This is a genomic window from Frankia torreyi (genome assembly GCF_000948395.1).
Lineage (GTDB): Bacteria > Actinomycetota > Actinomycetes > Frankiales > Frankiaceae > Frankia > Frankia torreyi.
This window is the reverse complement of sequence record NZ_JYFN01000040.1, coordinates 23,317-49,601: the sequence shown is the minus strand read 5'-3', so window position 1 is coordinate 49,601 and position 26,285 is coordinate 23,317. Positions and strand designations below refer to the sequence as shown.

The 26,285-nt window shown below is 74.3% G+C and carries 6 protein-coding genes and 1 pseudogene; all 7 read left to right on the top strand.

From position 1 onward, the window contains the following. The first annotated feature begins 4 nt into the window (after nucleotides 1-4). The 7 genes and pseudogenes from FF36_RS21550 (at nucleotide 5) to FF36_RS21525 (ending at nucleotide 26,271) form a co-directional block, all read left to right on the top strand. Nucleotides 5-1,525: an AMP-binding protein gene (locus tag FF36_RS21550; RefSeq protein WP_220386519.1), complete on the top strand. Its 1,521-nt coding sequence runs from the start codon at nucleotides 5-7 to the stop codon at nucleotides 1,523-1,525. Next, nucleotides 1,522-2,793: a type III PLP-dependent enzyme domain-containing protein gene (locus tag FF36_RS21545; RefSeq protein WP_044886951.1), complete on the top strand. Its 1,272-nt coding sequence runs from the start codon at nucleotides 1,522-1,524 to the stop codon at nucleotides 2,791-2,793. Before FF36_RS21550 ends, FF36_RS21545 begins: the two co-directional genes overlap by 4 nt. After that, nucleotides 2,790-3,245, top strand: a complete 456-nt coding sequence (locus tag FF36_RS21540; protein WP_044886950.1) for a cobalamin B12-binding domain-containing protein — start codon at nucleotides 2,790-2,792, stop codon at nucleotides 3,243-3,245. Before FF36_RS21545 ends, FF36_RS21540 begins: the two co-directional genes overlap by 4 nt. Further along, nucleotides 3,232-4,566 (top strand): methylaspartate mutase, encoded by a 1,335-nt coding sequence (locus tag FF36_RS21535; protein ID WP_044886949.1) that lies wholly within the window; start codon nucleotides 3,232-3,234, stop codon nucleotides 4,564-4,566. The genes FF36_RS21540 and FF36_RS21535 overlap by 14 nt, the downstream gene beginning before the upstream one ends. After that, nucleotides 4,547-6,490: pseudogene (locus FF36_RS38650) on the top strand (type I polyketide synthase); the annotation flags it as partial. The gene FF36_RS21535 and the pseudogene FF36_RS38650, both read left to right, overlap by 20 nt. 1 nt (nucleotide 6,491) lies before the next feature. Then, on the top strand, nucleotides 6,492-20,740 hold a 14,249-nt coding region (locus tag FF36_RS38645; protein ID WP_422615105.1), incomplete at its 5' end, for an SDR family NAD(P)-dependent oxidoreductase. Beyond that, entirely contained in the window at nucleotides 20,737-26,271 is a 5,535-nt protein-coding gene (locus FF36_RS21525) for a type I polyketide synthase (protein ID WP_052681281.1), read from the top strand. The genes FF36_RS38645 and FF36_RS21525, both read left to right, overlap by 4 nt. The last annotated feature ends 14 nt before the right edge of the window (nucleotides 26,272-26,285 follow it).

Below are 26,285 nucleotides of genomic sequence, written 5' to 3'. Positions count from 1 at the left end.
CGATGTGAATCCACCATCGGGTGGCCCGTTCATGCACTCCCTCCTCGACGAGGCGGTGGCCGAACTCCCGGAGTCCCCGGCCGTCCGCGACGCCGGGGGGATGTGGACCTACCGCACGCTCACCGAGTTCAGCCACGCGTTCGACGCCTGGCTCGCCGAGCAGGACGTCAGACTCGGCGACCGGGTACTCGTCCAACTGCCGACGACGCGGGAGTTGGCCGCCATGCTCTACGGCACCTCCCGGCGGGGCGCGGTGTTCGTTCCGATCAATCCGTCGATGAAGCCCTTCCACCTGCGGTCCGTCATCGACAACGCCGAACCGCGGCTCATCGTCGGCACCGACGGCGACCTGCGGCGGATCCGCGACCTGGGCGGACCGCCCTGCCACGGATTCAGCACGGTCTGGAACCGGGTGGAGAAGCTGCGAGAGCACGGCACCCGCGCCGAGCCGGTGGCGGCCCGCCCGGACGACGTCGCCGTGGTCGTCTACACCTCCGGCAGCACGGCCGCGCCGAAGGGCGTGACCGAGCCACACGCCCAGATCATCTTCGCCTCGTCCGCCATCAACGCCGTCCTCGGCTACCGGCCCGACGACGTGGTCTTCTGCCGATTCCCGATGTCGTGGGACTACGGCCTGTACAAGGTGCTGCTCGCCTGCCTCGGACGCTCGCAGATAGTGCTGGCCGGGGACGAGTCGGACCTCGTCCTGCTGCGGCGGATGCGCGAGGTGGGCGCGACGATCGTGCCGATCGTCCCCTCGCTCGCCACGATGATCGCTGCCCTCACCGAACGCGAGGACAGCACCGGCGTGCAGCGGGCGCCGGTGCGCATGTTCACCAACACCGGGGCCGCCCTGCCGCCGACCACCATCGACAAGCTGCGCCGGGCCTTCCCCACGGCCCGCGTGGTCCGCCAGTTCGGCCAGACCGAGTGCAAACGGATCTCCATCATGCCGCCGGAGGAAGACGGCGAACGCCCCGACTCGGTCGGCCGGCCGCTGCCCGGCACCCGGGTCCTGATTCTCGACGCCCGGGGAGACGAACTACCCGTCGGCCGGACCGGCGAGATCGTGGTGACCGGCCCGCACGTCATGCCCGGCTACTGGCGCGCGCCCGAGCTGACCGCCCGCACGTTCCGCCGCGACGTCCGTACCGGGAACCTGCGCCTGCACACCGGCGACTACGGGTGCCTCGACCAGGAGGGCTATCTCTACTTCGAGGGCCGCCGCGACGACATGTTCAAGCGCAAGGGCATCCGCATGAGCACTCTGGAGATCGAGGCCGCCGCCATGGACATCCCCGGAGTCCGCGCCGCCGGCGCCATCCCGCCGACCGAGGACCGCGACCTCGCCCTGTGCGTGGAGGCCGATCTGCCCGCGCACACCGTGCTGCGTGAGCTCGTGCGCCGGCTGGAACCGGCCAAGGTGCCGGCGATCTGCCACGTCGTGGCCGAGTTCCCGCTCACCGCGCACGGCAAGAACGCCACCGCAGAACTGACCCGGCTGCTGGACGGGGCCCGCGCATGACCCGGTTCGCCGAGCTCGCCGAGCGCTACGGCACGCCGCTGTACGTCTACGACCTCGACCAGGTCGTCGCCGCCCGCGACAGCCTTTTCGCCGCGCTGCCCGAGGGATTCGAGCTCTTCTACGCGCTCAAGGCCAACCCGCATCCCGACGTCGTCGGTGTCCTGCGCGAGGGGCCCGGCCGGACCTGCCGGGCCGAGATCAGCTCGACCGGCGAACTGCACGCAGCCCTGGCCACGGGCCACCGGGCGCAGGACTGCCTCTACACCGGCCCAGGCAAGACCGACGCGGAACTGGACGAGGCGATCGGCCGCGGCGTGCGGCTGTTCTCCGTCGAGTCCCCGTCCGACCTGCGGCACGTGGGCGCCGCGGCGGCGCGTGCCGGCGCGGTGGCGCAGTGCCTGCTGCGCGTCAACAGTCCCACGGCGCACGCCTCGACGGGTATCCGCATGACGGGGCGGCCGTCCCAGTTCGGCATCGACGGCGAGACCCTGGCCGACGTCCTGCCCGAGCTGATCCGAGCGCCCGGCACGCGGATCGTCGGTGCGCACTTCTACACCATGAGCAACGCCACCGACGAGGAGAACCTGCTCGCCGAGTACGGGCACGTCGCCGAGCTCGCCGCGGGGTTGGAACGCGACCTCGGGCTGCCGCTGGACCTGCTCGACCTCGGCGGCGGCTTCGCGGCTCCGTACGCGGTGCCCGGTGCCCGCACGCCGTACCCCAAGCTGCGTGCGGAACTCGCCCGAATCCTCGACCGATCTCTGCCGCGCTGGCGGTCGGGCTCGCCCCGGCTCGCGTGCGAGTCGGGCCGCTACCTGGTGGCCGAGAGCGGATATCTGGTGAGTCGCGTGGTCAACATCAAGGTCGGCCGCGGCAGCAGGTTCGTCGTGCTCGACGCCGGCATCAACGCGCTCGGCGGTCTGTCCGGGCTCGGTCGCCTGCTGCCGGTCGCCGTTACGCTCGACCGCCCGGAGCAGGCCACTGAGGCTGAGCAGGCCGCTGAGGCTGAGCAGGCCACCGAGCCGGGCACACTGGCCGGTCCGCTGTGCACGCCGGGCGACACCCTCGGACGCAACGTCGACCTGCCGCCGCTCCACGTCGGCGACCTCGTCACGATCCCCAACGTCGGCGCCTACGGCCTCACCGCGAGTCTGCTCGCCTTCCTGGGGCGCCCGGCGCCCGGCGAGGTGACCGTGCGGGGCGGCGAGGTGGTTTCCGCCTCCCGGCTGGAGCATCGGCGCACGTACCTCGCGGCGGTCGGCCGGTGAGTGCGCTGCGCGCCGCCTCGTACCCCGGCCGCACCGTCATCGTCAGCGGCCTGGCCTCCGACGCGCACACCTGGAACCTGGTCTACCTGCAGCTGCTGATCGAGGAACTGGGCCACGACGTGGTGAACCTCGGGCCGTGCGTGCCGGCCGACCTGCTGGTGGCCTCCTGCGACCGCCACCGGCCCGCCCTGGTGGTCCTCAGCAGTGTCAACGGCCACGGCTACCAGGAGGGGCTGGAGCTGATCCGCACTCTGCGCGGCACGGGACTGCGGGACCTTCCGGTCGTGATCGGCGGGCAGCTCGGTACCCGCGGCGGCCTGAGCGGGCGGCACATCGACGACCTGCTCGACGCGGGCTTCGACGCGGTCTTCGACGATCACGCCGACAGCACGGTGCTGTTCCGCCGGTTCGTCGCCGAGCTCGCCGAGGGAGCGCCCCGTGCACTTCGGTGAGTTCGTCCGCCGGCGGCACGCGGCCGGGGCACTGGTCGTGCAGCCTCGCATGGGCTTCGCCGACCCCGCCCTGATGCGCGCCGGCCTCGTCGCCACCCGGGGGGCCGCCGCCACCACGGTCGGCACGATCACGCTCGACAGCTTCACCCGGCTCGGCGACCCGGCCTCGGCCACCAGGGCACTGCGCGAGGGCACCGAGCTCAACGGGTACCCGATCCTCAGCCACGCCCTGTCCGCCACCCGCCGGGTGCTGGCAGGCGTGCATGACGGCGAGTTCCCCGTCCAGGTGCGGCACGGTTCCGCCCGGCCGCAGGACATCACCCGCGCCACCGTTGCGGCGGGTCTGCACGCCACCGAGGGCGGCCCGGTGTCGTACTGCCTCCCCTACGGCCGCACCCCGCTGACGGAGGCGGTCCGCAACTGGCGGGAGTGCTGTGAGCTGCTGCTCGGCGCCGCCGGAGAACCGCACCTGGAAACGTTCGGCGGCTGCATGATGGGCCAGCTTTGCCCGCCGAGCCAACTTGTGGCGATCAGCGTGCTGGAGGCCATGTTCTTCCAACGCCACGGGATCCGCAGCGTCTCGGTGAGCTACGCGCAGCAGACCCACCCGGCCCAGGACCGGGAGGCCGTCGCCGCGCTGCGACGGCTCTGCGCGGAACTGCTGCTCGGGACGGACTGGCACGTCGTCATCTACGCGTACATGGGGCGATTTCCCCGCACCGCTGACGGCGCACGCAACCTGCTCGCCCGGGCCGCCGAACTCGCCGTCAGCACCGGAGCGCAGCGGCTGATCGTCAAGACGGTGGCCGAGGCCGAGCGCATCCCCACCATCGCCGAGAACGTCGCGGCGCTCGAGCATGCCGCTGCGGCGGCCGACCGGGCTTTCGGGACCTTGGCTGCCGGGACCTTGGCGGGTGGGATCGGGGCGGCCGAACCGGACGGCGGCCAGGTGTACCGGGAGGCGCGAGCACTGGTGGACGCCGTGCTCGACTGCGCCCCGGACATCGGCAACGCGCTGGTCCGCGCCTTCGCGCGCGGTCTGCTCGACATCCCCTACTGCCTGCACCCGGCCAACGCCGGCCGGGCCCGCGGCCGGCTCGACGCCGACGGCAGGCTCGGCTGGGCCGACATCGGTGCCCTTCCCCTCGCCGGAGTGGTCGGCGAGATCCGCGGCCGGACGGTCAGCTCGTCGAGCTTCCTGTCGTCCCTGTCCTACGTCCGGGACACCTACGACACGGCGGCGCTCACCACCGGGACCCTGCCGGCGTTGTCCGCCGGACACCTCGTACAGACAGCGGAGCGTGGCGATGAGCACGACTGACGACACCCTCGCGGACCGGCTCGCCATGCTCCCCGCCGGCGAGCGGGACCGGTTCCTGGCCGATTTCGTCCACACCCGCGTGGCCGCGGTGCTCCGCGAGTTCCGGCCCGCGTCCACGGTTGCGGTGGACCCCGACCGGCCGTTGCGGGACCTTGGCCTGGACTCGCTGGGCGCCGTGGCGCTGCACGGCAGGCTGAGCGCCGACACCGGCCTGGCGCTGCCGGTCACCGTCGCCTTCGAGCACCCCACCCCGGCGGCCCTGGCCCGGCACCTGCGCACGCTGCTGGTCGGCGAGGAGGCGCCGGCTGACTCCACCACACCCCGGCGAGTCGCTGCCGCCGCCGACGACCCCGTCGCGATCGTGGGGATCGGGTGCCGCTATCCCGGGGGCGCGACGTCCCCGGAGTCGCTGTGGCGGCTCGTCGCCGACGGGCGCCACGTCAGCGTCGGGTTCCCTGCCGACCGCGGTTGGGACCTCGACGGGCTGTTCGACCCCGACGCCGACACCCCCGGCAGCAGCTACGTGCGCACGGGCGGCTTTCTGCCGGACGCCGCCGGGTTCGACGCCGACTTCTTCGGCATCGCCCCGCGCGAGGCCGCCGCGATGGATCCGCAACAGCGGCTGGTGCTCGAGACCTCGTGGGAGGCGCTGGAACGGGCGGGCATCGACCCGGGCGCGCTGCGCTCCACCGCGACCGGCGTGTTCATCGGCGCCGAGCCGCAGGAGTACGGCCCTCGGCTGCACGAAGCCCCGGACGGCCTCGAGGGCTACCTGCTGACCGGCAACGCGCCCAGCGTCGTCTCCGGTCGGGTCGCCTACGCGTTCGGCTTCGAGGGGCCGGCGCTCACCGTCGACACCGCGTGCTCCGGCTCGCTGGTCGCCCTCCACCTGGCCGACCAGGCGCTGCGTCGCGGCGAGTGCACGCTCGCGCTGGCCGGGGGCGTCGCCGTGATGGGCGGGCCCGGCACGTTCACCGCGTTCAGCCGGCAGCGGGGGCTCGCCGCGGACGGCCGGTGCAAGGCGTTCGCCGCCGCTGCCGACGGCACCGGATTCGCCGAGGGCGTCGGCGTGTTCGTGCTGGAGCGCCTCTCCGACGCCCTGCGCGCGGGGCACACCGTTCTGGCCGTCGTCCGGGGCAGCGCGGTCAACTCCGACGGCGCGTCCAACGGCCTGACCGCGCCGAACGGCCTGGCGCAGCAGCGCGTCATCCGCGCCGCGCTGGCCGACGCCGCCCTGGCGCCGCACGAGGTCGACGCGGTCGAGGCCCACGGCACCGGCACCCGGCTGGGAGACCCGATCGAGGCTCGGGCGCTGTTGGCGACCTACGGCCAGGACCGTGCGGATCCGCTGTGGCTGGGCTCGGTCAAGTCCAATCTCGGCCACACTCAGGCCGCGTCGGGTGCGGCGGGCGTCATCAAGATGATCATGGCTATGTGGCATGGGCTGCTCCCCGCCACCTTGCACGTGGACGAGCCCACACCCCACGTCGACTGGTCCGCCGGGGCCGTCGAGGTGCTGACCGAGGCGCGCGCCTGGCCGGCCGCCGACCGGCCGCGGCGCGCGGGCGTGTCGTCGTTCGGCATCAGCGGCACCAACGCCCACGTGATCCTCGAACAGTTCGAGCGGGCACCGCATGCCGACCAGGCCCGCACGCAGGTCCCGACCGCACAGCTCGCTGTCGACGACGCGGCACCGCTGCCCCTCGTCCTGTCGGCCAGAAGCGACGCGGCGCTGCGCGAGCAGGCCCGTCACCTCGCCTCCGTCGTCGCCGACGGGACGCCGGCGGTCGACGTCGGCTTCTCGCTGGCGACCACGCGGGCGTCCCTGTCGCACCGCGCCCTCGTCATCGCCGACGATCACACCGACGCGGTGCGCGGCCTGAACCTGTTGGCCGAGCGCGGCACCGGCCCGCGCATCGTGAGCNGCATCGTCGCCCCGGGCGGCCTCGGCCTGCTGTTCACCGGGCAGGGTTCCCAACGCCTGGCGATGGGCCGCGAACTTTACGAGACGCACCCGGTGTTCGCACGGGCCCTGGACGAGGCGATCGACCATCTGGACCTGCAACTCGACCGGCCCCTGCGCGACGTCCTGTTCGGCACCGAGCCGGGCGAGCTGGCGCAGACCCAGTACGCGCAGTGCGCGCTGTTCGCCGTCGAGGTGGCGCTGTTCCGACTGATCGAGTCCTGGGGAGTGCGCCCGGACGTCCTGCTCGGCCACTCGATCGGTGAACTGGCCGCGGCGCACGTCGCGGGCGTGTGGTCACTGGCGGACGCCTGCGCCGTCGTCGCCGCCCGCGGGCGGCTGATGCAGGCGCTGCCCGCCGACGGCGCGATGGTCGCCGTCACGGCCGGCGAGGACGAGGTCCGGCGGCTGCTGACCGATCGGGTGAGCATCGCGGCCGTCAACGGCCCGGCGTCCGTGGTCGTCTCCGGCGCCCGGGACGAGGTGGACGCTCTCGCCCGGCGCCTGGAGTCTGCCGGGCGCACGGCGACCCGGCTGCGCGTGTCGCATGCCTTCCACTCGGCCCTGATGGAGCCGATGCTCGCCGAGTTCCGACGGGTCCTGCGGGCTGTGGCCTACGAACGGCCCGCCATCCCGGTGATCTCCAACCTGACCGGCGCTCCGGCGGCGCCCGAGGATCTCTGCTCGCCCGACTACTGGGTGAGGCATGTGCGCGAGACCGTGCGCTTCGCCGACGGCGTCCGGAGCATGGCCGCTGCCGGGATACGTACAGTCATCGAACTGGGCCCGGACGCGGTCCTGTCGGCCATGGGCCGCGACTGCCTGACCGACGCCTGCCTGTCCGAGGACGGTGTGCCCGACGACAGTGTGCCCGAGGACGTGGTGTTCGTTCCCGCCCTGCGCCGGGACCGGCCCGAGGCAGCCACCCTGGTGGCGGCCGTCGCCGCCGCCCACACCCGGGGCGCCGCGGTCACCTGGAGCGCCTGCTACGCCGGGCGCGCCGCGCGGCGCGTCGACCTGCCCACCTACCCCTTCCAGCACCGACGATTCTGGCTCACCCAGTCGGCGGCCGGCCGGGTCGACCCGGCCCGGTTCGGCCAGCGATCGTCCCGACACCCGCTGCTCACCGCCGTCGTCGGCCTCGCGGGCGGCGACGGGGCCGTGCTCACCGGACGGCTGTCCGTACCGACGCTGCCGTGGCTGGCCGACCACATCATCGCCGGCTCGCTCGTGCTGGCGGGCACGGCGTTCGTGGACATGGCGCTGCACGCGGCGGAACACCTCGACTGCGACCTCGTCGAGGAACTGACCCTCCACGCGCCGCTGCTGCTGCCGGAGACCGAGGGCATCGCCCTGCAGGCCGTCGTCTCGGCCGCGCGCGCCGGCCGCCGCACCGTCGAGTTCTACTCCCGCGGCGAGCGCGGGGACGCCGATGGCGCGAGTGCGGACGGCGCGAGTGCCGGTTGGACCCGGCACGCCACCGCGATCCTGTCGCCGGCGGCGCGCTCGCCGCGGGACGCGCCCGCCGCCGCCTGGCCACCCCCCGGCGCGCGGCCCGTCGACATCGCGGACTTCTACGAGAACCTGGCCGACGAGGGCTACGCCTACGGGCCCGCCTTCCGGTGCCTGCGGGCGGTGTGGCGGCGCGGCTCGGAGGTGTATGCCGAGGTCGCCCTGCCGCAGGACGCGGACGCGGGGCCGCACCACCTGCACCCGGCGCTGCTGGACGCGGCGCTGCACGCCACGGACTTCGCCGCCGGCGAGGCCCGGGATGCCGGTGAGCTCCGACTGCCGTTCGCCTGGCAGGGCGTGACCGCGTATGCCACCGGCGCCACCGCCCTGCGGGTCCGGATCATCTCCCACCCGCGCGGCGGCGTTGCGCTGGAGCTGGCCGACCTCGCCGGCGCGCCGGTTGCCTCCGTCGCCTCCTTCCGGACCCGCCTCGTGCCGGCCGGGACGCTGACGTCAGCGCGGAACGAACCGCTCTACCACGTCAGGTGGCGGTCCGTGCCCGGTGGGACCCACGACACCGACCGCGTCACCGTGGCCAGGAGCCTCGATGACGTCGACGGCGTGACGCCGGTGCCGGACGCTGTCGTCGTCACCGTGGCACCGGCCGACGACCAGCCCGACCGTGCCGACCAGCTCGTTCAGCCCGACCAGCCCGACCAGCCGGTTCCGGCGGTTGCGCCCGTCCAGGCGGTGACGACAGCCACGCACCGGGTGCTGGGCCTGCTGCGGCGCTGGCTGGACGACGACCGTGTCGCGAGATCCCGGCTGGTCGTCGCGCTGGGCGGCGCGGTCGAGCCGGGCGGCGCGGTCGGGTGCGGTGCCGAGCTCGCCGCCGCCGCCGTGCGGGGCCTGGTCAGGTCGGCGCAGGCCGAGCATCCGGGCCGGTTCGTCCTGCTCGATCTCGACGGCGCCACGCCCGCCACGGACCATCAGGTGGCCGCCGCACTGGCCACCGACGAGCCCGAGCTACGCCTGCGCGGCGATCGGCTGTCCGCACCGCGCCTGACCCGGCTCACCCCCGCCGACGTTCCCGGCAGGCCGTGGGAGCCGACGGGCACCGTCCTGATCACCGGCGGCACCGGCGGCCTTGGTGCCCTCGTAGCCCGGCACCTCGCCGCGGCCCACGGCGTGCGGCAGCTGCTGCTCGTCAGCCGCCGCGGCCCGGCCGCACCGGGCTCCGTCGCATTGGCCGAGGACCTGACCGCCCTGGGCGCCACCGTCCGAATCGCCGCGTGCGACGTCGCCGACCGTGACGCGCTGGCGGCCGTCCTGGCCGAGATACCGGCCGAACACCCGCTGACCGGCGTCGTCCACGCCGCTGGAGTCGTGGACGACGCCCTGATCACCGCGCTGACACCGGATCAGATCGACGTTGTGCTGCGGCCCAAGGCGGCCGGAGCGTGGCACCTGCACGAGTTGACCCGCGACCTGGACCTGACGGCCTTCGTGCTCTTCTCCTCGGTCGCGTCCCTCGTCGACGGCTCGGGCCAGGGCAACTACGCCGCGGCCAACGCGTTCCTGGAGGCCCTCGCCGCCCACCGCGCGTCGGTCGGCCTCCCGGCGACCTCGCTGGCCTGGGGCCTGTGGTCAGGGGAACAGGGCATGGGCGCGCGGATGGACACCGCGGCGCGCAGGCGCGTCGAGCGGCTCGGCCTCGCGCCGCTGACCCCGCAGGCGAGCCTGGCCGCCCTGGACGCCGCACTCCGTTGCGGCGAAGCAGCCGTGGTGCCGGTGGCGGTGGATCGCGCGGTTGTGCGCTCCCGCCTGGACGGCGTGCCCGCGCTGCTACGAGAGCTGGTGCCGCAGCGCGCGGCGACGGCGGGCGCGTCCGCGCCTGGCCGGCAGCCGGCCGAACTCGCCGCTCCCGACCGCGACCGGGCCGTGCTGGACCTGGTCCGAACCCATGTCGCCGCGGTGCTCGGACACGACGGCGGCGCGGCCATCAGCCCGCGCCGCGCGTTCGCCGACCTCGGCTTCGACTCGCTCGCCGCCGTCGAGCTGCGCAACGCCCTGCAGCGGCACCTCGGGGTGACGCTGCCGGCCACTCTCGTGTTCGACCATCCGACGCCCCGTGCCCTGGCCGACCACATCCTGGACCGGCTGTCCGGTGAGCGTGCGCCGGTGGCAGCCACCCCCGAGGCGGCCGTCCGGTCCGACGAGCCGATCGCGATCGTGGGGATGAGCTGCCGGTTCCCGGGCGGCGTCGCCTCGCCGGAGGACCTGTGGCGGCTGCTGGTCGACGGCACCGACGCGATCAGCCCGTTTCCCGCCGACCGCGGCTGGGACCTCGGCGGACTCTACGACCCCGACCGTGTCCGGCCCGCCACCAGCTACGCCCGCGAGGGCGGATTCCTGCCCGGCGCGGCGGAGTTCGACGCCGGGTTCTTCGAGATCAGCCCGCGCGAGGCGCAGGCCATGGATCCCCAGCAGCGGTTGTTGCTGGAGGTCTCGTGGGAGGCGTTGGAACGGGCGGGCATCGACCCGCACACGTTGCGCGGCAGCCGCACCGGCGTGTTCGCGGGCGTGATGTACCACGACTGGGCGACCCGGCTCGGCGCCGTGCCCGAGGACCTGGCCGGACACCTCGGCAACGGCAGCCTGGCCAGCGTGGTCTCCGGCCGGGTCGCCTACGCGCTCGGCCTGCAGGGACCGGCCGTCACGGTCGACACCGCGTGCTCGTCCTCGCTGGTCGCCCTGCACTGGGCGATCCAGGCGCTGCGCGGCGGCGAGTGCACGCTGGCGCTGGTCGGCGGCGTGACCGTGATGTCGACCCCGGACACGTTCGTCGACTTCAGCCGCCAGCGCGGACTGGCGGCCGACGGACGGTGCAAGTCGTTCGCGGCGGCGGCCGACGGCACCGGGTGGGGCGAGGGCGTCGGTGTGCTGGCCGTCGAGCGGCTGTCCGACGCCCGGCGGGCCGGCCATGAGGTGCTGGCGGTCGTGTCGGGCTCCGCCGTGAACCACGACGGGGCCAGCAACGGACTGACCGCGCCGAACGGCCTCGCCCAGCAGCGGGTCGTCCGCCAGGCGCTGGCCGCGGCCGGGCTGCGGCCGGCCGACGTGGACGCCGTGGAGGGACACGGCACCGGCACCACCCTCGGCGACCCGATCGAGGTGGGCGCGCTGCAGGCCGTGTTCGGCCAGGATCGGGACCGGCCGCTGTGGCTGGGCTCGGTCAAGTCCAACCTCGGCCACACCCAGGCCGCCGCCGGAGTCGCCGGCGTCATCAGGACCGTGCTCGCGCTACGCGCCGGCTTGCTGCCCAGGACCCTGCACGTCGACGCGCCGTCGGCCCAGGTCGACTGGTCCGCCGGGGCGGTCGCCCTGCTGACCGAGCCGCGTGCGTGGCCGGCCGGAGACCGCCCGCGCCGGGCGGGCGTGTCCTCGTTCGGCATCAGCGGCACGAACGCCCACGTCATCGTCGAGCAGGCGCCGACCGACCCGGACCTCCCCGCCGGGCCCGGCCTCCCCGTCGGGCCCGGCCTCGCGGGTCCGGCGCCGCTCGTGGTGTCCGCGCGGACCCCGGCGGCGCTGCGGGCGCAGGCCACGCGGTTGCGCGCCTGGGTGGCCGAGCGCGAGGACCTCTCCCTCGCCGCGCTGGCCCGGTCGCTGGTGGGTACCCGGGCCGCGTTCGAGTACCGGGCCGCGGTCATCGCCGGGGATCGGGACGCATGCCTGCGCGGACTGGACGCCGTGGCGGCCGGTGCGTCCTCGCCCGACGTCGTGCGCGGCACGGCGCGGGACGGCGGCCGGCTCGCCTTCGTCTTCTCCGGCCAGGGCGCCCAACGCCCGGGCATGGGGCGCGGGCTGTACGAGGCGTTCGAGGTGTTCGCGCGGTCCTTCGACGAGATCACGGACGCGCTGGCCCCCGCGTTGGACCGACCCCTGCGGGACGTGGTGTTCGGCGACCGGGCCGCCGCGGGGCCGCTGCTCGACCGCACGCGCTACACCCAGCCGGCGCTGTTCGCCGTTGAGGTGGCGCTGTTCCGGCTGGCCGAATCCTGGGGGCTCGCACCGGATCTGCTCGCCGGGCATTCGATCGGTGAACTGGCCGCCGCCCACGTCGCGGGCGTGCTCTCGCTCGACGACGCGTGCCGGCTGGTCGCCGCCCGCGGCGCGCTGATGGACGCCCTGCCCGCCGGCGGCGCCATGGTCGCCCTCACCGCGACCGAGGCCGAGGTCCGCGACCTGCTCGCCGGCCGCGAGGACCTGGTCGGCGTCGCCGCCGTCAACGGCCCGAGGTCGGTGGTGGTCTCCGGGGTGGAGTCGGCCGTGCTCGACATCGCCGCCGCCGTGCGCGAGCGCGGCGGCGAGACGCACCGCCTGCCGGTGAGCCACGCGTTCCACTCGCCGCTCATGGAGCCGATGCTCGCCGAGTTCGGCCGGATCGCGGCGGGCATCGAGTTTCGGGCACCGCGCATTCCGATCGTCTCCGCGCTGACGGGCCGTCTCGCCACCGTCGAGGAACTGTGCGCTGCGCAGTACTGGGTGCGCCACGCTCGCCAGCCGGTACGGTTCGCGGACGCGGTGGACGGCCTCGTCGCCGAGGGCGTCGCCACGTTCGTCGAGATAGGCCCCGATCGGGTGCTGTCGATCCTCGGCGAGGAATGCCTGGCCGGCCGGGAGAGCGCCGTCTTCGTCCCGCTGCTGCACCGCGACCGCGACGAGACGGCGGCGGCGATGGCCGCGCTCGGTCGTCTGCACGTCCACGGCGTGCCGGTGGCGTGGCCCGAGCTGCTCGGCCGCGGCGGTGCTCGCCTCGACCTGCCCACCTACGCCTTCGAGCACACGCGGTACTGGCTCGACGCGACGCCCGCCCACGATGCCACCGGGGTCGGCCAGCTCCCGGCCGGGCATCCGATCCTCGGGGCGGTGGTCCCGTTGGCCGGTTCGCGGGAGGTGGTGCTCACCGGGCGGCTCTCCGTCGAGACCCAGCCATGGCTGGCGGACCATGCCGTAGGCGGGGCGGTGCTGCTGGCGGGTACCGGCTTCGTGGAACTCGCCCTGCGGGCGGCCGACCAGGTCGGCTGCGCGACGGTCGAGGAACTGACCCTGGCGGCGCCCCTGATGCTGCCCGAGCGGGGCGGCGTTGCGCTCCAGGTCGTGGTCGGAGCCCCGGACGGCGACCGGCGCAGCCTGTCGGTGTTCTCGCGTCCTGGCGACGCGTCGGAGGAGCAGCCCTGGACCCGGCATGCCACCGGCGTGCTCAGCCCGACGCGGCGCCCCGAGACGTTCGATCTGACCGCGTGGCCACCCGCCGGTGCCGACCCGATCGACGTGGCTGACGCCTACCAGCGGCTACGGACCCGGGGCTACGGCTACGGGCCCGCGTTCCAGGGGCTGCGGGGCGCCTGGCGGCGCGGCGACGAGGTGTTCGCCGAGGTCGCGCTCCCCGACGACGTCGCTGCCGCCTCGTTCGGCCTGCACCCGGCGCTGCTCGACGCCGCGATGCACGCCGACCTGCTCGGTGCCGTGGACGGTCCGACGCTGCTGCCGTTCGTCTGGAGCGGCGTGTCACTGCACGCGGTCGGCGCCCGCGCGCTGCGGGTTCGCATCCAGCGGCTCGACGGCGACGAGGCCAGCGCGATCCAGGTCGCCGATGCCGAGGGCCGGCCGGTCGCCTCGATCGACTCGCTGGTGTCGCGCCCGCTCACCGGCCGGCAGCTCGCGGCGGTCGCCGAGCGGGATGTCCCGTTGCTGCACGTGCAGTGGCGACCGCTGCCGGCGGCCCCGACGGTCGAGACGCCGACCGGGTGGGCGCTCCTCGGCGACGCGCGCTTGGGGGAGTTGGCGCGATACGCCGATGTCGGGGCCCTGGCGCGGGCTGTCGACGCGGGCGCGCCGGTGCCCGAGGTTGGCGTGTTCGCCTGCTTCACGTCCGGGGCCGACGCTGCGGCCGCCGCACGGGCCCTCACCACGCGGGTGCTGGCGACGGTGCAGGCATGGCTGGCCGACGACCGGTTCGCCGAGGCGCGCCTGGTCGTGCTGACCCGGGACGCCGTACCGGTCACGGGCGAGGTGGACCCGGCGCAGGCGGCGGTGTGGGGCCTGGTGCGGGCCGCCGAGGCGGAACATCCCGGCCGATTCATCCTGGTCGACCGGGCGGACGGGGCGTCGCTGGACGTCCTGCCTGCGGCGGTGGCGTCGGGAGAGTCGGAGTCGGCGATCCGCGGCACCACATGTCACGTGCCCCGGCTCGCCCCGATGCCCGGGCCGCAGCGGGATACCCGGCGGCCGTGGCGCCCCGACGGCACGGTACTGATCACCGGCGGCACCGGGGGCCTGGGCGCTTTGGTGGCGCGCCACCTGGTGCGCGAGCACGGCGTCCGGCACCTGCTGCTGGCCGGCCGACGCGGCTCCCACGCGCCGGGCGCGGCGGACCTGCGCCGGGAACTCGGTGAGGGTGGAGCCACGGTCACGCTCGCGGCATGCGACGTGTCTGACCGCGCGGCGCTGACCCGCCTGCTCGCGGACATCCCCGCACGGCATCCGCTGACCGCCGTGGTGCACGCCGCCGGTGTCGCGGACGGCGCCGTCATCGGTTCGCTCACCACCGACCAGCTCGACACCGTGCTGCAACCCAAGGCGGACGGGGCATGGCACCTGCACGAGCTAACCCGCGACCTGGACCTTGCGGCGTTCGTGCTGTTCTCCTCGGCCGGCGGCATGGTGCTCGCCGCGGGCCAGGCCAACTACGCGGCGGCCAACGCGTTCCTCGACGGCCTGGCCGCCCACCGGCGGCGCCACGGCCTGTCCGCCACGGCACTGGCCTGGGGGCTGTGGGCGCACGACACCGGGCTCGGTGGAGCGCTGCGCGAGGCCGACCTGCAGCGCATGGCCCGACTCGGCCTGCCCGCCGTGACCGTCCGGCAGGGCTTGGCGCTGCTGGACGCGGCGCTTCGCGCCGATGAGGCCGTCGTCGTGCCGCTGCCGCTGGACCTCGCCGTGCTGCGGGCTCGGACCGACGCGATTCCGCCGCTGTTGCGGAGTTTCGTCCCGGCCACCGTTCGACGTGCCGCTGCGGCTGCATCCACCGACCCGGCCCTGGCCCAGCGGCTTGAGCGGCTCTCCGAGACCGAGCGGGAGCGCGCTGTCCTCGACCTCGTCTGCACGCATGTCGCCGCCGCACTCGGCTACGGTGCCGCCGACGCGGTCGACGCGAACCGGGCGTTCAAGGAACTCGGCTTCGACTCGCTGTCCGCCGTGGAACTGCGCAACGCGCTCGGTACCGCCACCGGCCTGACCCTGCCCGCCACGCTCGTGTTCGACCACCCCACGGCCCGTGGGGTCGCAGACCATCTCCTCGGCAGGCTGGTCGGCGCCGTCGCGGCCGGCCCCGAGACCAGGCCGGCCAGGGCGGCGACGGCCCACGACGATCCGATCGTCGTCATCGGCATGGCCTGCCGCTATCCGGGCGACGTGGACACGCCCGAGGACCTGTGGCGGCTGCTGCTCGACGGCACCGACGCCGTCACCTCCTTCCCGACGAACCGAGGCTGGGACGTCGACGGTATCTACCACCCGCAGCCCGCCCGGCCGGGCCGCAGTTACACCCGCGAGGGCGGCTTCCTGCACCGGGCCGCCGAGTTCGACCCGGGTTTCTTCGGCATCGGCCCGCGCGAATCCCTCGCCATGGACCCGCAGCAGCGGCTGCTGCTCGAAGTGGCCTGGGAGGCCATCGAGCGGGCCAGGATCGACCCGCGTTCGCTGCGCTCCACCGCGACCGGGGTGTTCGCCGGGGCGATGTACGACGACTACGGCAGCAGGGCCAGGAACCCGTCCGCCGAGGTCGTCCCGTACCTGGCCAACGGCAGCTCAGGCTCCGTGGTGTCCGGGCGCATCTCCTACCTGCTCGGCCTGGAGGGACCGTCCATCACCGTCGACACGGCCTGCTCCTCGTCGCTGGTGACGCTGCACCTCGCCGCCCAGGCGCTGCGCGCCGGCGAGTGCTCGCTCGCGCTGGCCGGCGGCGTGACCGTGCTGTCGGTGCCGGACCTGTTCGTGGACTCCAGCCGACAGGGCGTGCTCGCACCCGACGGCCGGTCCAAGTCGTTCGCGTCGGCCGCGAACGGCGTGGGCTGGGCCGAGGGTGCCGGCCTGCTGCTGCTGGAACGCCTGTCGGACGCACGCCGCCACGGCCACGAGGTGCTGGCCGTCGTCCGCGGCAGCGCGGTCAACTCCGACGGCGCGTCCAACGGCCTGACCGCCCCCAACGGGCCGTCGCAGGAGCGGGTCATCCGCGCCGCGCTGGCCGCCGCGGGACTCGAGCCGTCGGAGGTGGACGCCGTCGAGGCGCACGGCTCGGGCACCCGACTCGGTGATCCGATCGAGGCCCAGGCGCTGCTGGCGACCTACGGCCAGGACCGCGATCCCGGCCGGCCGCTGTGGCTCGGCTCGGTGAAGTCGAACATCGGCCACGCGCAGGCCGCGGGCGGCGTGGCCGGGGTGATCAAAATGGTGCAGGCCATGCGGCACGGCATACTGCCGAAGTCGCTGCACGTGGACGCGGCGTCGCACCACGTGGACTGGTCGGCCGGGGCCGTCGCGCTCCTCACCGAGCAGCGGTCCTGGCCGCGGGCCGATCGACCGCGCCGGGCGGGCGTGTCCTCGTTCGGCATCAGCGGCACCAACGCCCACGTGATCCTGGAGCAGGCACCCGCGCCGAAGCCCGTCCCGGCAGTCGCGGCCGGGCCGACGGCGGTGCCGTGGGTGGTGTCCGGCCGCACCCCGGACGCCGTACGCGCGCAGGCCGATCGACTGCGCTCCCACCTGGCGGCTCGCCCGGACGTGCGCCCCGTCGACGTCGGGTTCTCGCTGGCGACCAGCCGCACGGCCTTCGAGTACCGCGGCGTCGCCCTCGGCGGCGACCGGGAGGAGCTGTTGGCCGGCCTGCGGGGCCTGACCGGCCAAGCCCCCGCCGCTCGATGGGTGACCGGTCTGGCGGACGTCTCCGGCGGCACCGTGTTCGTCTTCCCCGGCCAGGGCGGCCAGTGGGCGGGTATGGCGGCCGACCTCCTCGGCCGGTCCGCGGTGTTCGCGCGGCGTCTCGCGGAATGTGAACAGGCGCTGGCGCCCTTCGTGGACTGGTCGGTCACGGCGGTGCTGTCCGGAGCGCAGGGCACCCCGTCGTGGGAGCGGGTCGACGTGGTCCAGCCGGCGTTGTGGGCGGTGATGGTGTCGCTGGCCGAACTCTGGGCGCACCACGGGGTCCGTCCGGATGCCGTGGTCGGGCACTCCCAGGGCGAGGTGGCCGCCGCGTGCGTGGCCGGAGCGCTGTCGTTGGCCGACGGGGCGCGGATCGTGGCGTTGCGCAGCCGGGCGATCGGGCACCTGGCGGGCGGGGGCGGGATGCTGTCGGTCGGGCTTGCGGCCGACGACGTCCGCACCCGTCTGGTGAAAAGCGGGGAGGACCGCGTCTGCCTGGCCGCGGAGAACGGCACCCGGTCCGTGGTGCTCTCCGGGGACGCCGACGCACTCGACGCACTGGTGGGCGAGTTCGCCGCCGAGGGGGTCCGCACCAAGCGCCTACCGGTCGACTACGCCTCCCATTCACCCCAGGTCGAGGCGCTGCGCGAACGACTGCTGGCCGACCTCGCGCCCGTCGCCCCGACCGAGCCGCGGATTCCCATGCTGTCCACCGTCACCGGCGCCTGGCTCGACGGCCCCGAACTGGACGCCGCCTACTGGTTCGCCAACCTGCGCGAGACGGTGCGCTTCGCGCCCGCGATCCGCGCGCTGGCCGGTGCGGGATACGGCGCCTTCGTCGAGGTCAGCCCGCACGCGGTGCTGACGATGAGCATGCAGGAGACCCTGGATGACATCGACCATCCGGCCGCCGTGACCGGCACGCTGCGCCGGGACTCGGGCGGCATGGCCGCGTTCACCGAGGCCGCCGCCGCCCTTCACGTCCGCGGCGTGCCGGTGGACTGGGCCGCGTTCTGTCCCGGCGGCGAGTCCGTCGACCTGCCCACCTACGCCTTCCAGCGCACGTCGTACTGGCTGGACGCCGCCGCGACCGGCGATGCGACCGGTGACGTGATCGGCGATGTGGCTGCGGCGGGACTCGGAGCCGCCGGGCATCCGCTGCTCGGCGCCGTGGTGGAACTGCCCGACTCCGACGTGGTGGTCCTCACCGGCACCCTGTCGGTCCAGCGCCAGCCATGGCTGGCCGACCACGTGCTCATGGGCAGCATGCTGCTGCCCGGCACGGCGTTCGTGGAGTTGGCGCTGCGGGCCGGGAACGAGGTGGGGTGCGACGTGGTGGAGGAGCTGACCCAGCGAACTCCGGTCGTGCTGCCCGAGCGCGGTGCGGTGGTCGTCCGGGTCGTCGTGGGAGCCCGCGAGGACGCCACGGACCGTCGCCCGCTGTCGGTGTACGCCCGGTCCCAGGACACCCCCGCGGCCGAGTGGACACTGCATGCCGCGGGCGTTCTCGCCCCCGGTGCCCGGCCCGCCGAGATCGACCTGCCCACCGAGATCGATCTGGCCGCCTGGCCCCCCGCGGGCGCCGAACGAATCGACCTCACCGGCGTCTACGACGACCTAGCCGCCCTGGGCTTCAGCTACGGCCCGACGTTCCAGGGCATGCGGGCCGTGTGGCGCCGCGACGACGAGGTGTTCGCCCAGATCGCCCTGCCGCAAGGCGCTGCCCCGGGGGCGTACGGCGTCCATCCCGCCCTGCTCGACTCGGCGCTCGGGGCGATGGACTTCCTCGCGGGTGGCCCGGCGACGTTCACCGAGACGACGATCCCCTTCGCCTGGCACGGCGTCTCGCTGTACCGGGCGGGAGCGGCGGCGCTGCGGGTACGGGTCCGCCGTGCCCCCGGCGACAACGCCGCCGAACTGTTGATCGCCGACGACCAGGGTGCGCCAGTGGCCCGCATCGCGTCCCTGGTGACCAGGCCGGTAACGGCCGATCACCTCGGCGGGCCGCGCCCCTTGTACCGGATCGAGTGGAACCCGCCGGCGGCTGTCCCGTCGGCGTCCCTCCCGGCTGGGTGCGCGGTGCTGGGGGCCGACGGACTGGGCACCGACGGCCTGGGCCTGGGCCTGCCCGTCTTCCCGGACCTCGCCTCCCTGCTGGCGGCGGACCGCCCCGCGGACGTCGTGCTCCTGTCGTGCCCGCCGGACGACGGCGACGGCGACCTGCCCGCCGCCGTCCGCGCCGCCACGCTGCGGACGCTCGACGCCGTCCGGGCCTGGCTGGCCGAGCCGCGTTGCGCGGCGCAGCGGCTCGTCGTGGTGACCCGGCGAGCGGTGGCCACCGGGCCGGGGGAGAGCCCGGATCTGACGCAGGCACCGCTGTGGGGCCTGGTCCGTGCGGCGCAGGCGGAGAACCCGGGACGCCTGCTGCTGGTCGACGTCGACGACACGGACGCGTCTCGGCGGGCGCTGGCCGCGGCGGTGGCCTGCGGCGAGCCGGAGTCGGCCGTACGCGCTGGCGAGGTCCGCGTTCCCCGGCTGCGGCGCGCGTCCGCGACCGGCGCGGCGCCCGGCTGGAACCCGAACGGCACGGTGCTGATCACCGGGGGACTGGGCCTGCTGGGCGGGCTGCTCGCCCGGCACCTGGTGACCGAACACGGCGTCGGGCATCTGCTGCTGGTCGGCCGCCGGGGCATGCGGGCCCGCGGCGCGGCGCAGCTGTGCGCGGAACTGACCGATCTCGGCGCCGTCGTGACCGTCACCGCCTGTGATGCCGCCGACCGCGACGCGCTGGCCCGACTGCTCGGGCGGATCCCCGCGGAGCATCCGCTCACCGCCGTCGTCCACGCCGCCGGTCTGATGGACGGCGGTGTGCTGGACACGCTGACTCCTCGTCAGATCGACTCCGTGATGCGGCCTAAAGTGGATGCCGCGTGGCACCTGCACGAGCTCACCGCAGGCCTCGGCCTGGCCGCGTTCGTGACGTACTCGTCGATCGGCGGACTGGTGCTGGCGGCCGGTCAGGCGAACTACGCCGCCGCCAACGTGTTCCTCGACGCCTTGGCCGCGCATCGGCGGGCCCGGGGCCTGCCGGCCACCTCGCTGGCCTGGGGGCCGTGGCAGGGCACCGAGGACACCGTCGACCTCGACCGCCTGCGCCGCGCGGGCATCGTCGAGTTCACCGCCGCCGAGGGACTGGCCCTGTTCGACGCGGCCATGGATACCGGCGACGCGGTCCTGGTCCCGGTGAAACTGGAGGTGGGAGCCCTGCGCGGCCGATCCGAGCCGCCCGCGCTGCTGCGCGAGCTGATTGCCGGCCACGCGCGGCCCCAGGCCATCGGGCCGACCGACCACCTCACCGCGGCCACGTCGCTCGAAGATCGGCTCGCCTCGTTGTCCCGCAGGGAGCGGGAGCGGGCGGTACTCGATCTCGTCCGCGGTCACACCGCCGCCGTACTCGGCCACGCCGGCGCCGGGGACGTCCTGGCCACCACCGGGTTCACCGACCTCGGCATCGACTCGCTGGCCGCCCTGGAGCTGCGCAACCGGCTCGGTCCGGCCACCGGCCTGCGGCTGCCGGCCACTGTCGTCTTCGACCACCCCGACCCGGTGCGCCTGGCCAGGCACCTGCTGGCCGAGCTGTTCCCCGACGAGGACGTGACGGCAACCCGTCCGGAGGTTCGTCCGGCGGTTCGTTCGGCGATCGAGGACATGGACGTGGACGAGTTGGTGCGCTCGGCCTTCGCGCGGGACGACCGGACGGGAGAGCACGCGTGAACCAGACCACTGGCCGCGACGGAACCGGCCGCGACGGAACCGGCCGCGACAGAGTCGTCGCGGCGCTGCGTCGCACCCTGCTCGAGAACGAGCGGCTGCGTCAGGAGAACGACCGGCTCACCGCGTCGACCGCCGAGCCGGTCGCGATCGTGGGAATGGCGTGCCGCTACCCCGGCGGCGTGGCCTCTCCGGAGGACCTGTGGCGGCTGGTCACCGATGACGTGGTCGCCATCGGCGCGTTCCCGGACGATCGTGGCTGGGACCTCGCGCAGCTGTACGACCCCGAGCCGGGGGTGAAGGGAAAAAGCTGTTCCCGGCATGGCGGATTCCTCGATGGAGCGGGCGATTTCGACCCGGCGTTCTTCGGGATCTCGCCGCGCGAGGCGCTGGCGATGGATCCGCAGCAGCGGCTGCTACTGGAGATCGCCTGGGAGGCGCTGGAACATGCCGGGATCGTTCCCGACGCGTTGCGCGGCAGCCATACCGGTGTGTTCGCCGGCGTCATGTACCACGACTACGGCACCGGGAGCAGCGACGGCAGCCTGGTGTCGGGGCGAATCTCCTACACGTTGGGCCTCGAGGGCCCGGCCGTCACGGTGGACACGGCGTGCTCATCGTCGCTGGTGGCCCTGGACCTCGCGACGCGGTCGCTGCGCCGCGGCGAGTGCACCCTGGCCCTCGCCGGGGGAGTGACGGTGATGGCCGCACCCGACATGTTCGTGTACTTCAGCGAACAGCGCGGCCTGGCCCCGGACGGCCGGTGCAAGTCGTTCGCGGGCGCGGCGGACGGCGTCGGGTGCTCGGAGGGCGCGGGCATCCTGCTGCTGGAGCGCCTGTCGGACGCGCGCCGCAACGGTCACGAGGTCCTGGCGGTGGTACGGGGCACAGCGCTGAACCAGGACGGTGCCAGCAGCGGCTTCACCATTCCGAACGGGCCTTCGCAGCGGCGCGTGATCCGTGCCGCGCTGGCCGACGCCGGGTTGTCCGGCGCCGAGGTGGATGCGGTGGAGGCGCACGGCACGGGCACCCGGCTCGGTGACCCGATCGAGGCCCAGGCGTTGCTGGCGACCTACGGTCAGGACCGCGACCAGCCCTTGTGGCTGGGGTCGTTGAAGTCGAACATCGGCCATACCCAGGCCGCCGCGGGCGTGGCCGGGGTGATCAAGACGGTGCAGGCGATACGGCACGGCGTGCTCCCGCGCACCCTGCACGTGGACGAGCCGACCCCCCGGGTGGACTGGTCGACCGGGGCGGTCGAACTGCTCACCGAACAGCGGCCATGGCCGCGCACCGGCCGTCCGCGCCGCGCCGGAGTGTCGTCCTTCGGCCTCAGTGGCACCAACGCCCACGTCATCCTCGAACAGGCCCCTGATGCGGAAGTGACACCGGACGTCGGTCGGTCACCGCTGCCGATCGTGCCGTGGGTGCTGTCCGGCCATACCGCCGAAGCCCTGCGCGACCAGGCGGCCCGCCTGGCACCGCACCCGGCGGACCCGGCGGACACCGGGTTCTCGCTGGCCGTCGCGCGATCCGCGTTTACGCACCGCGCCGTCATCCTCGGCGCAGACCGGGACGAGCTGGCGGTCGGGCTGCGTGCACTCGCGGCGGGCGCAGACTGCCCGACGGTCGTCCACGGCATCGCTCGGCCGGACGGGATGACCGCGTTCCTGTTCACCGGCCAGGGGTCCCAGCGTGTGGGCATGGGGCGTGAACTGGCCGAGCACCACCCCGCGTTCCGCGACGCCTTCGACGAGACGTGCGCCGCCCTGGACCGGCATCTGGACCGGCCCTTGCGGGACGTCGTGGCGACGGACGCCGCCGCGCTCGACCAGACCGCGTACGCCCAGCCCGCGTTGTTCGCGCTGGAGGTGGCGCTGTTCCGCCTGGTGGAGTCCTGGGGGCTGCGGCCGGACTTCGTCGCCGGGCATTCGATCGGGGAGCTCGCCGCGGCACACGTGGCCGGGGTCTGGTCCCTGGCGGACGCGTGCGCGCTGGTGGCCGCTCGCGGCAGGTTGATGCAGGCGCTGCCCGAGGACGGCGCGATGGTGGCGGTCGAGGCCGCCGAGGATGAGGTACGGGCCCTGCTGCCCGACGACGTGGATGTGGCGGCGGTGAACGGCCCGCGGTCCGTGGTGGTCTCCGGGGCGCGCGAATCGGTGCTCGCCGTCGCCGCCCGCCTGTCGCGAGGTGGACGGCGAACCCGGCACCTGCGGGTGTCGCACGCCTTCCACTCACCGCTGATGGAGCCGGTGCTCGACGAATTTCGTGCCTTGGCCCGAGGGCTGGCCTATGCGGTTCCGCGCGTCCCGATCGTGACGAACGTGACGGGGAAACCGGCCGCGGCGGACGAGGTGTGCGACCCCGAGTACTGGGTGCGGCACGTGCGGGCGACCGTACGGTTCTGCGACGGCATCCGCCTCCTGGAAGCCGAAGGCGTCACCAGATTCCTGGAACTCGGCCCGGACGGGGCGCTGTCCGCCCTGGGACAGGACTGCCTGACCGGCGACCGCGCCGCCGTCTTCGTTCCGCTGCTGCACCGTTACCGTGGCGAGGCTCGGCAGACGGCCACCGCCGTCGCATCCGCGTACGCCCACGGCGCCCCTGTGTCGTGGGCGAAGTTCTTCGCCGCAAGCGGCGCACGCCGCGTCCCCCTGCCGACATACGCCTTCCAGCGGCAGCGCTACTGGACCGACGCCCGCACGGTGACCGATGCCCGCACGGTGACCGATGCCCGCACGGTGACCGATGCCCGCACGGTGACCGGCGGCCTGGCTCGCGCAATCGGACAGGCTCCGGCCGAACACCCGCTGCTGGGCGCGGTCGTCGAACTACCGGACGGCGGCGTCCTGATGACCGGCCACCTGTCCCCAGGTACGCAGCCGTGGCTGGCCGACCACGTCGTCCAGGGCATGGTGGTACTGCCCGGCACCGTGTTCGTGGAGCTGGCGATCCGAGCCGGTGAGGAAGTCGGTTGCGGGCACCTCGCGGAACTGACCCTCGAATCCCTGCTGGTGCTGCCCGAGGACGGCGGCGTGCGCGTTCAGGTCTCCGTCGGCGTCGAGGACGCCGCGGGCAGACGTCCCGTCACCGTCCACGCCCGCGCCGAGGACACCGCGCCGTGGGCGCGCCACGCCGGCGGATTCCTCACCGCGCAGCAGCGGGAACCGGCGCCCGTGTCCACGACCTGGCCGCCGCCGGACGCGACGCCCATCGATCTGACGGACCGTTACGACGAACTCGCCCGGCAGGGATTCGACTACGGCCCGGCCTTCCGCGGCCTGCGGGCGGCGTGGGCCCACGGTGACACGATCTTCGCCGAAGTCGGCCTGCCGCAGGCCGAACAGGACTCCGGCGCGCGCTTCGGCGTCCACCCCGCCCTGCTCGACGCCGCCCTCCACACGATCGGTCTCGCCGGCCCGACCGCCGACCGCCCCATGCTGCCGTTCGCCTGGTCCGGCGTGACCGCGTACCTGACCGGTGCGCCGATGCTGCGCGTGCGGATCGCGCCGGCCGGCGGCGGGAACGGTGAGAACGGTGGGAACGATGAGAACGCGGTCAGCCTGACCGCGTACTCCCCGAGCGGCCAGCTCGTCCTTTGCGCCGACTCGTTGACATTGCGTCCGATCTCCGCAGCGACCCTGACGGTCCGTCAGAAGCACATGTTCCAGGTCGACTGGATTCCCTGGACGGCGAGGCAGATGCCGCCCGCGATCGGTGACTGTGCGGTTCTCGGGCCGGACGTCCTCGGGCTGGCCGCGGCGATTGCGGACGCGGGCGGCGCCGTGCGCCCGTACGAGCAGGGCGTGGCGCCGGCGGTCGTGTTCACCCCCTGCGTCACACCGCACCCGTCCACGGCGGACGTGGCGGGTGCGGCGCGGGAGGCCGCGGACCGAGTGCTCGCCTCGGCCCAGTTCTGGGTGACCGACGAACGCCTCGCCCGCGCCCGGCTCGTCCTGGTTACCCGTGGTGCCATCGCGACGGCAGCGCGGGAGAACATCGCGGACCTGGTCCAGTCACCGGTGTGGGGCGTCATCCGGACGGCGCAGCTGGAGTATCCCGAGCGATTCGTCCTGCTGGACGTTGACGACCACGCCATCCCGATGTCGGCGGTGCTCGCCGCCGTAGGCGCCGGACAGTCGCAGCTGGCGGTGCGTGAAGGCCGGATCCTCGTCCCCCGACTGGCGCGGGCCGCGTCTGTCGAGCCGACCGCCCCGGCCCTGTCGGTCGGCGACGGCACGGTTCTGATCACTGGCGGCACCGGAGGCATCGGCCGACACGTTGCCCGGCACCTGGTGGCCGAGCATGGCGTGCGGCACCTGCTGCTGACCGGCCGTCGGGGCATCGCCGCCCCCGGTGCCGCCGATCTGCGTGCGGAACTGACCGCGCTCGGCGCCCGCGTGACCGTGGCCGCGTGCGATGTCGGCGACCGTGAGGCGTTGCGGCGGCTGCTCTCGCAGGTACCGGACACGACCCCGCTACGCGCGGTCGTCCACACGGCCGGCATTGTGGACGACGGCATCCTCACCGCACTGACCCCCCGGCGCATGGCCGACGTGCTGCGGCCCAAGGCCGACGCGGCATGGCACCTGCACGAGCTCACCCGCGACCTGGACCTGTCGGCCTTCGTCCTGTTCTCCTCCGGCGGCGGCACGCTCGGCGCCCCCGGACAGGCCAACTACGCGGCGGCCAACACGTTCCTGGACGCCCTGGCGCACTACCGCGCCGCACGGGGACTTCCCGCCGTCTCGCTGGCCTGGGGCATGTGGTCCGACGGCGGCATGACCGCCGGCCTCGGCGGAACCGACGTGATCCGGATGGCGCGCACCGGCGTGCTCGGGCTGGCCACGCCGGACGCGCTGGCCCTGTTGGACCGCGCGCTGCGTTCGGACCGGCCGACGTGGGTGCCGATGCGCATGGACCTCGCGACGGTGCGTTCCGGCCCGGATGGCGTCCCCACGTTGCTGCGCGAGCTGGTCCGCACGCCGGCGAGGCGTCGCTTCGACGCGGGCGACACCGACACCCAGCGGTCGCGGCTGGCGCAGCTGACCGGCAAGGACCTCGACGAGGCTCTGCTGGACCTCGTGTGCCGGACCGCGGCCTTCGTGCTGGGCCACGAGCGGCCGGACGCGATCGACCCCGACAGGGGCTTCGTCGATCTCGGTTTCGACTCGCTCACCGCGATCGAGTGCCGCAACCAGCTCGCCGCCGCCACCGGACAGCGCCTGCCCGCCACCCTGATCTTCGACTACCCCTCGGCCACGGCCCTGGCCGAGCGTCTGCGGCTCGGCCTGGCCGTGGACGAGACGGCGGGACCGGCGCGCTCGGTCGAGGAACACCTCACAGCCCTGGAGTCCGCACTGGCCGCGACGCGGCCGGACGGCGCCGACCTGTCCCGCATCGGTGAACGCCTGCGGCTGCTGGCCACCGTCTGGACCGATGCCCGCCAGGCCGCCAGCCATGACGACGACCTTCGCACTGTCACGGCGGACGAACTCTTCGACATCCTCGACGGCGAACTTGGACCGTCCTGACGCACGCCGAAAGC

Excerpts from the sequence above, each read along its gene's own strand:
- FF36_RS21545 (WP_044886951.1), top strand. The coding sequence starts at position 1,522 with ATGACCCGGTTCGCCGAGCTCGCCGAGCGCTACGGCACGCCGCTGTAC.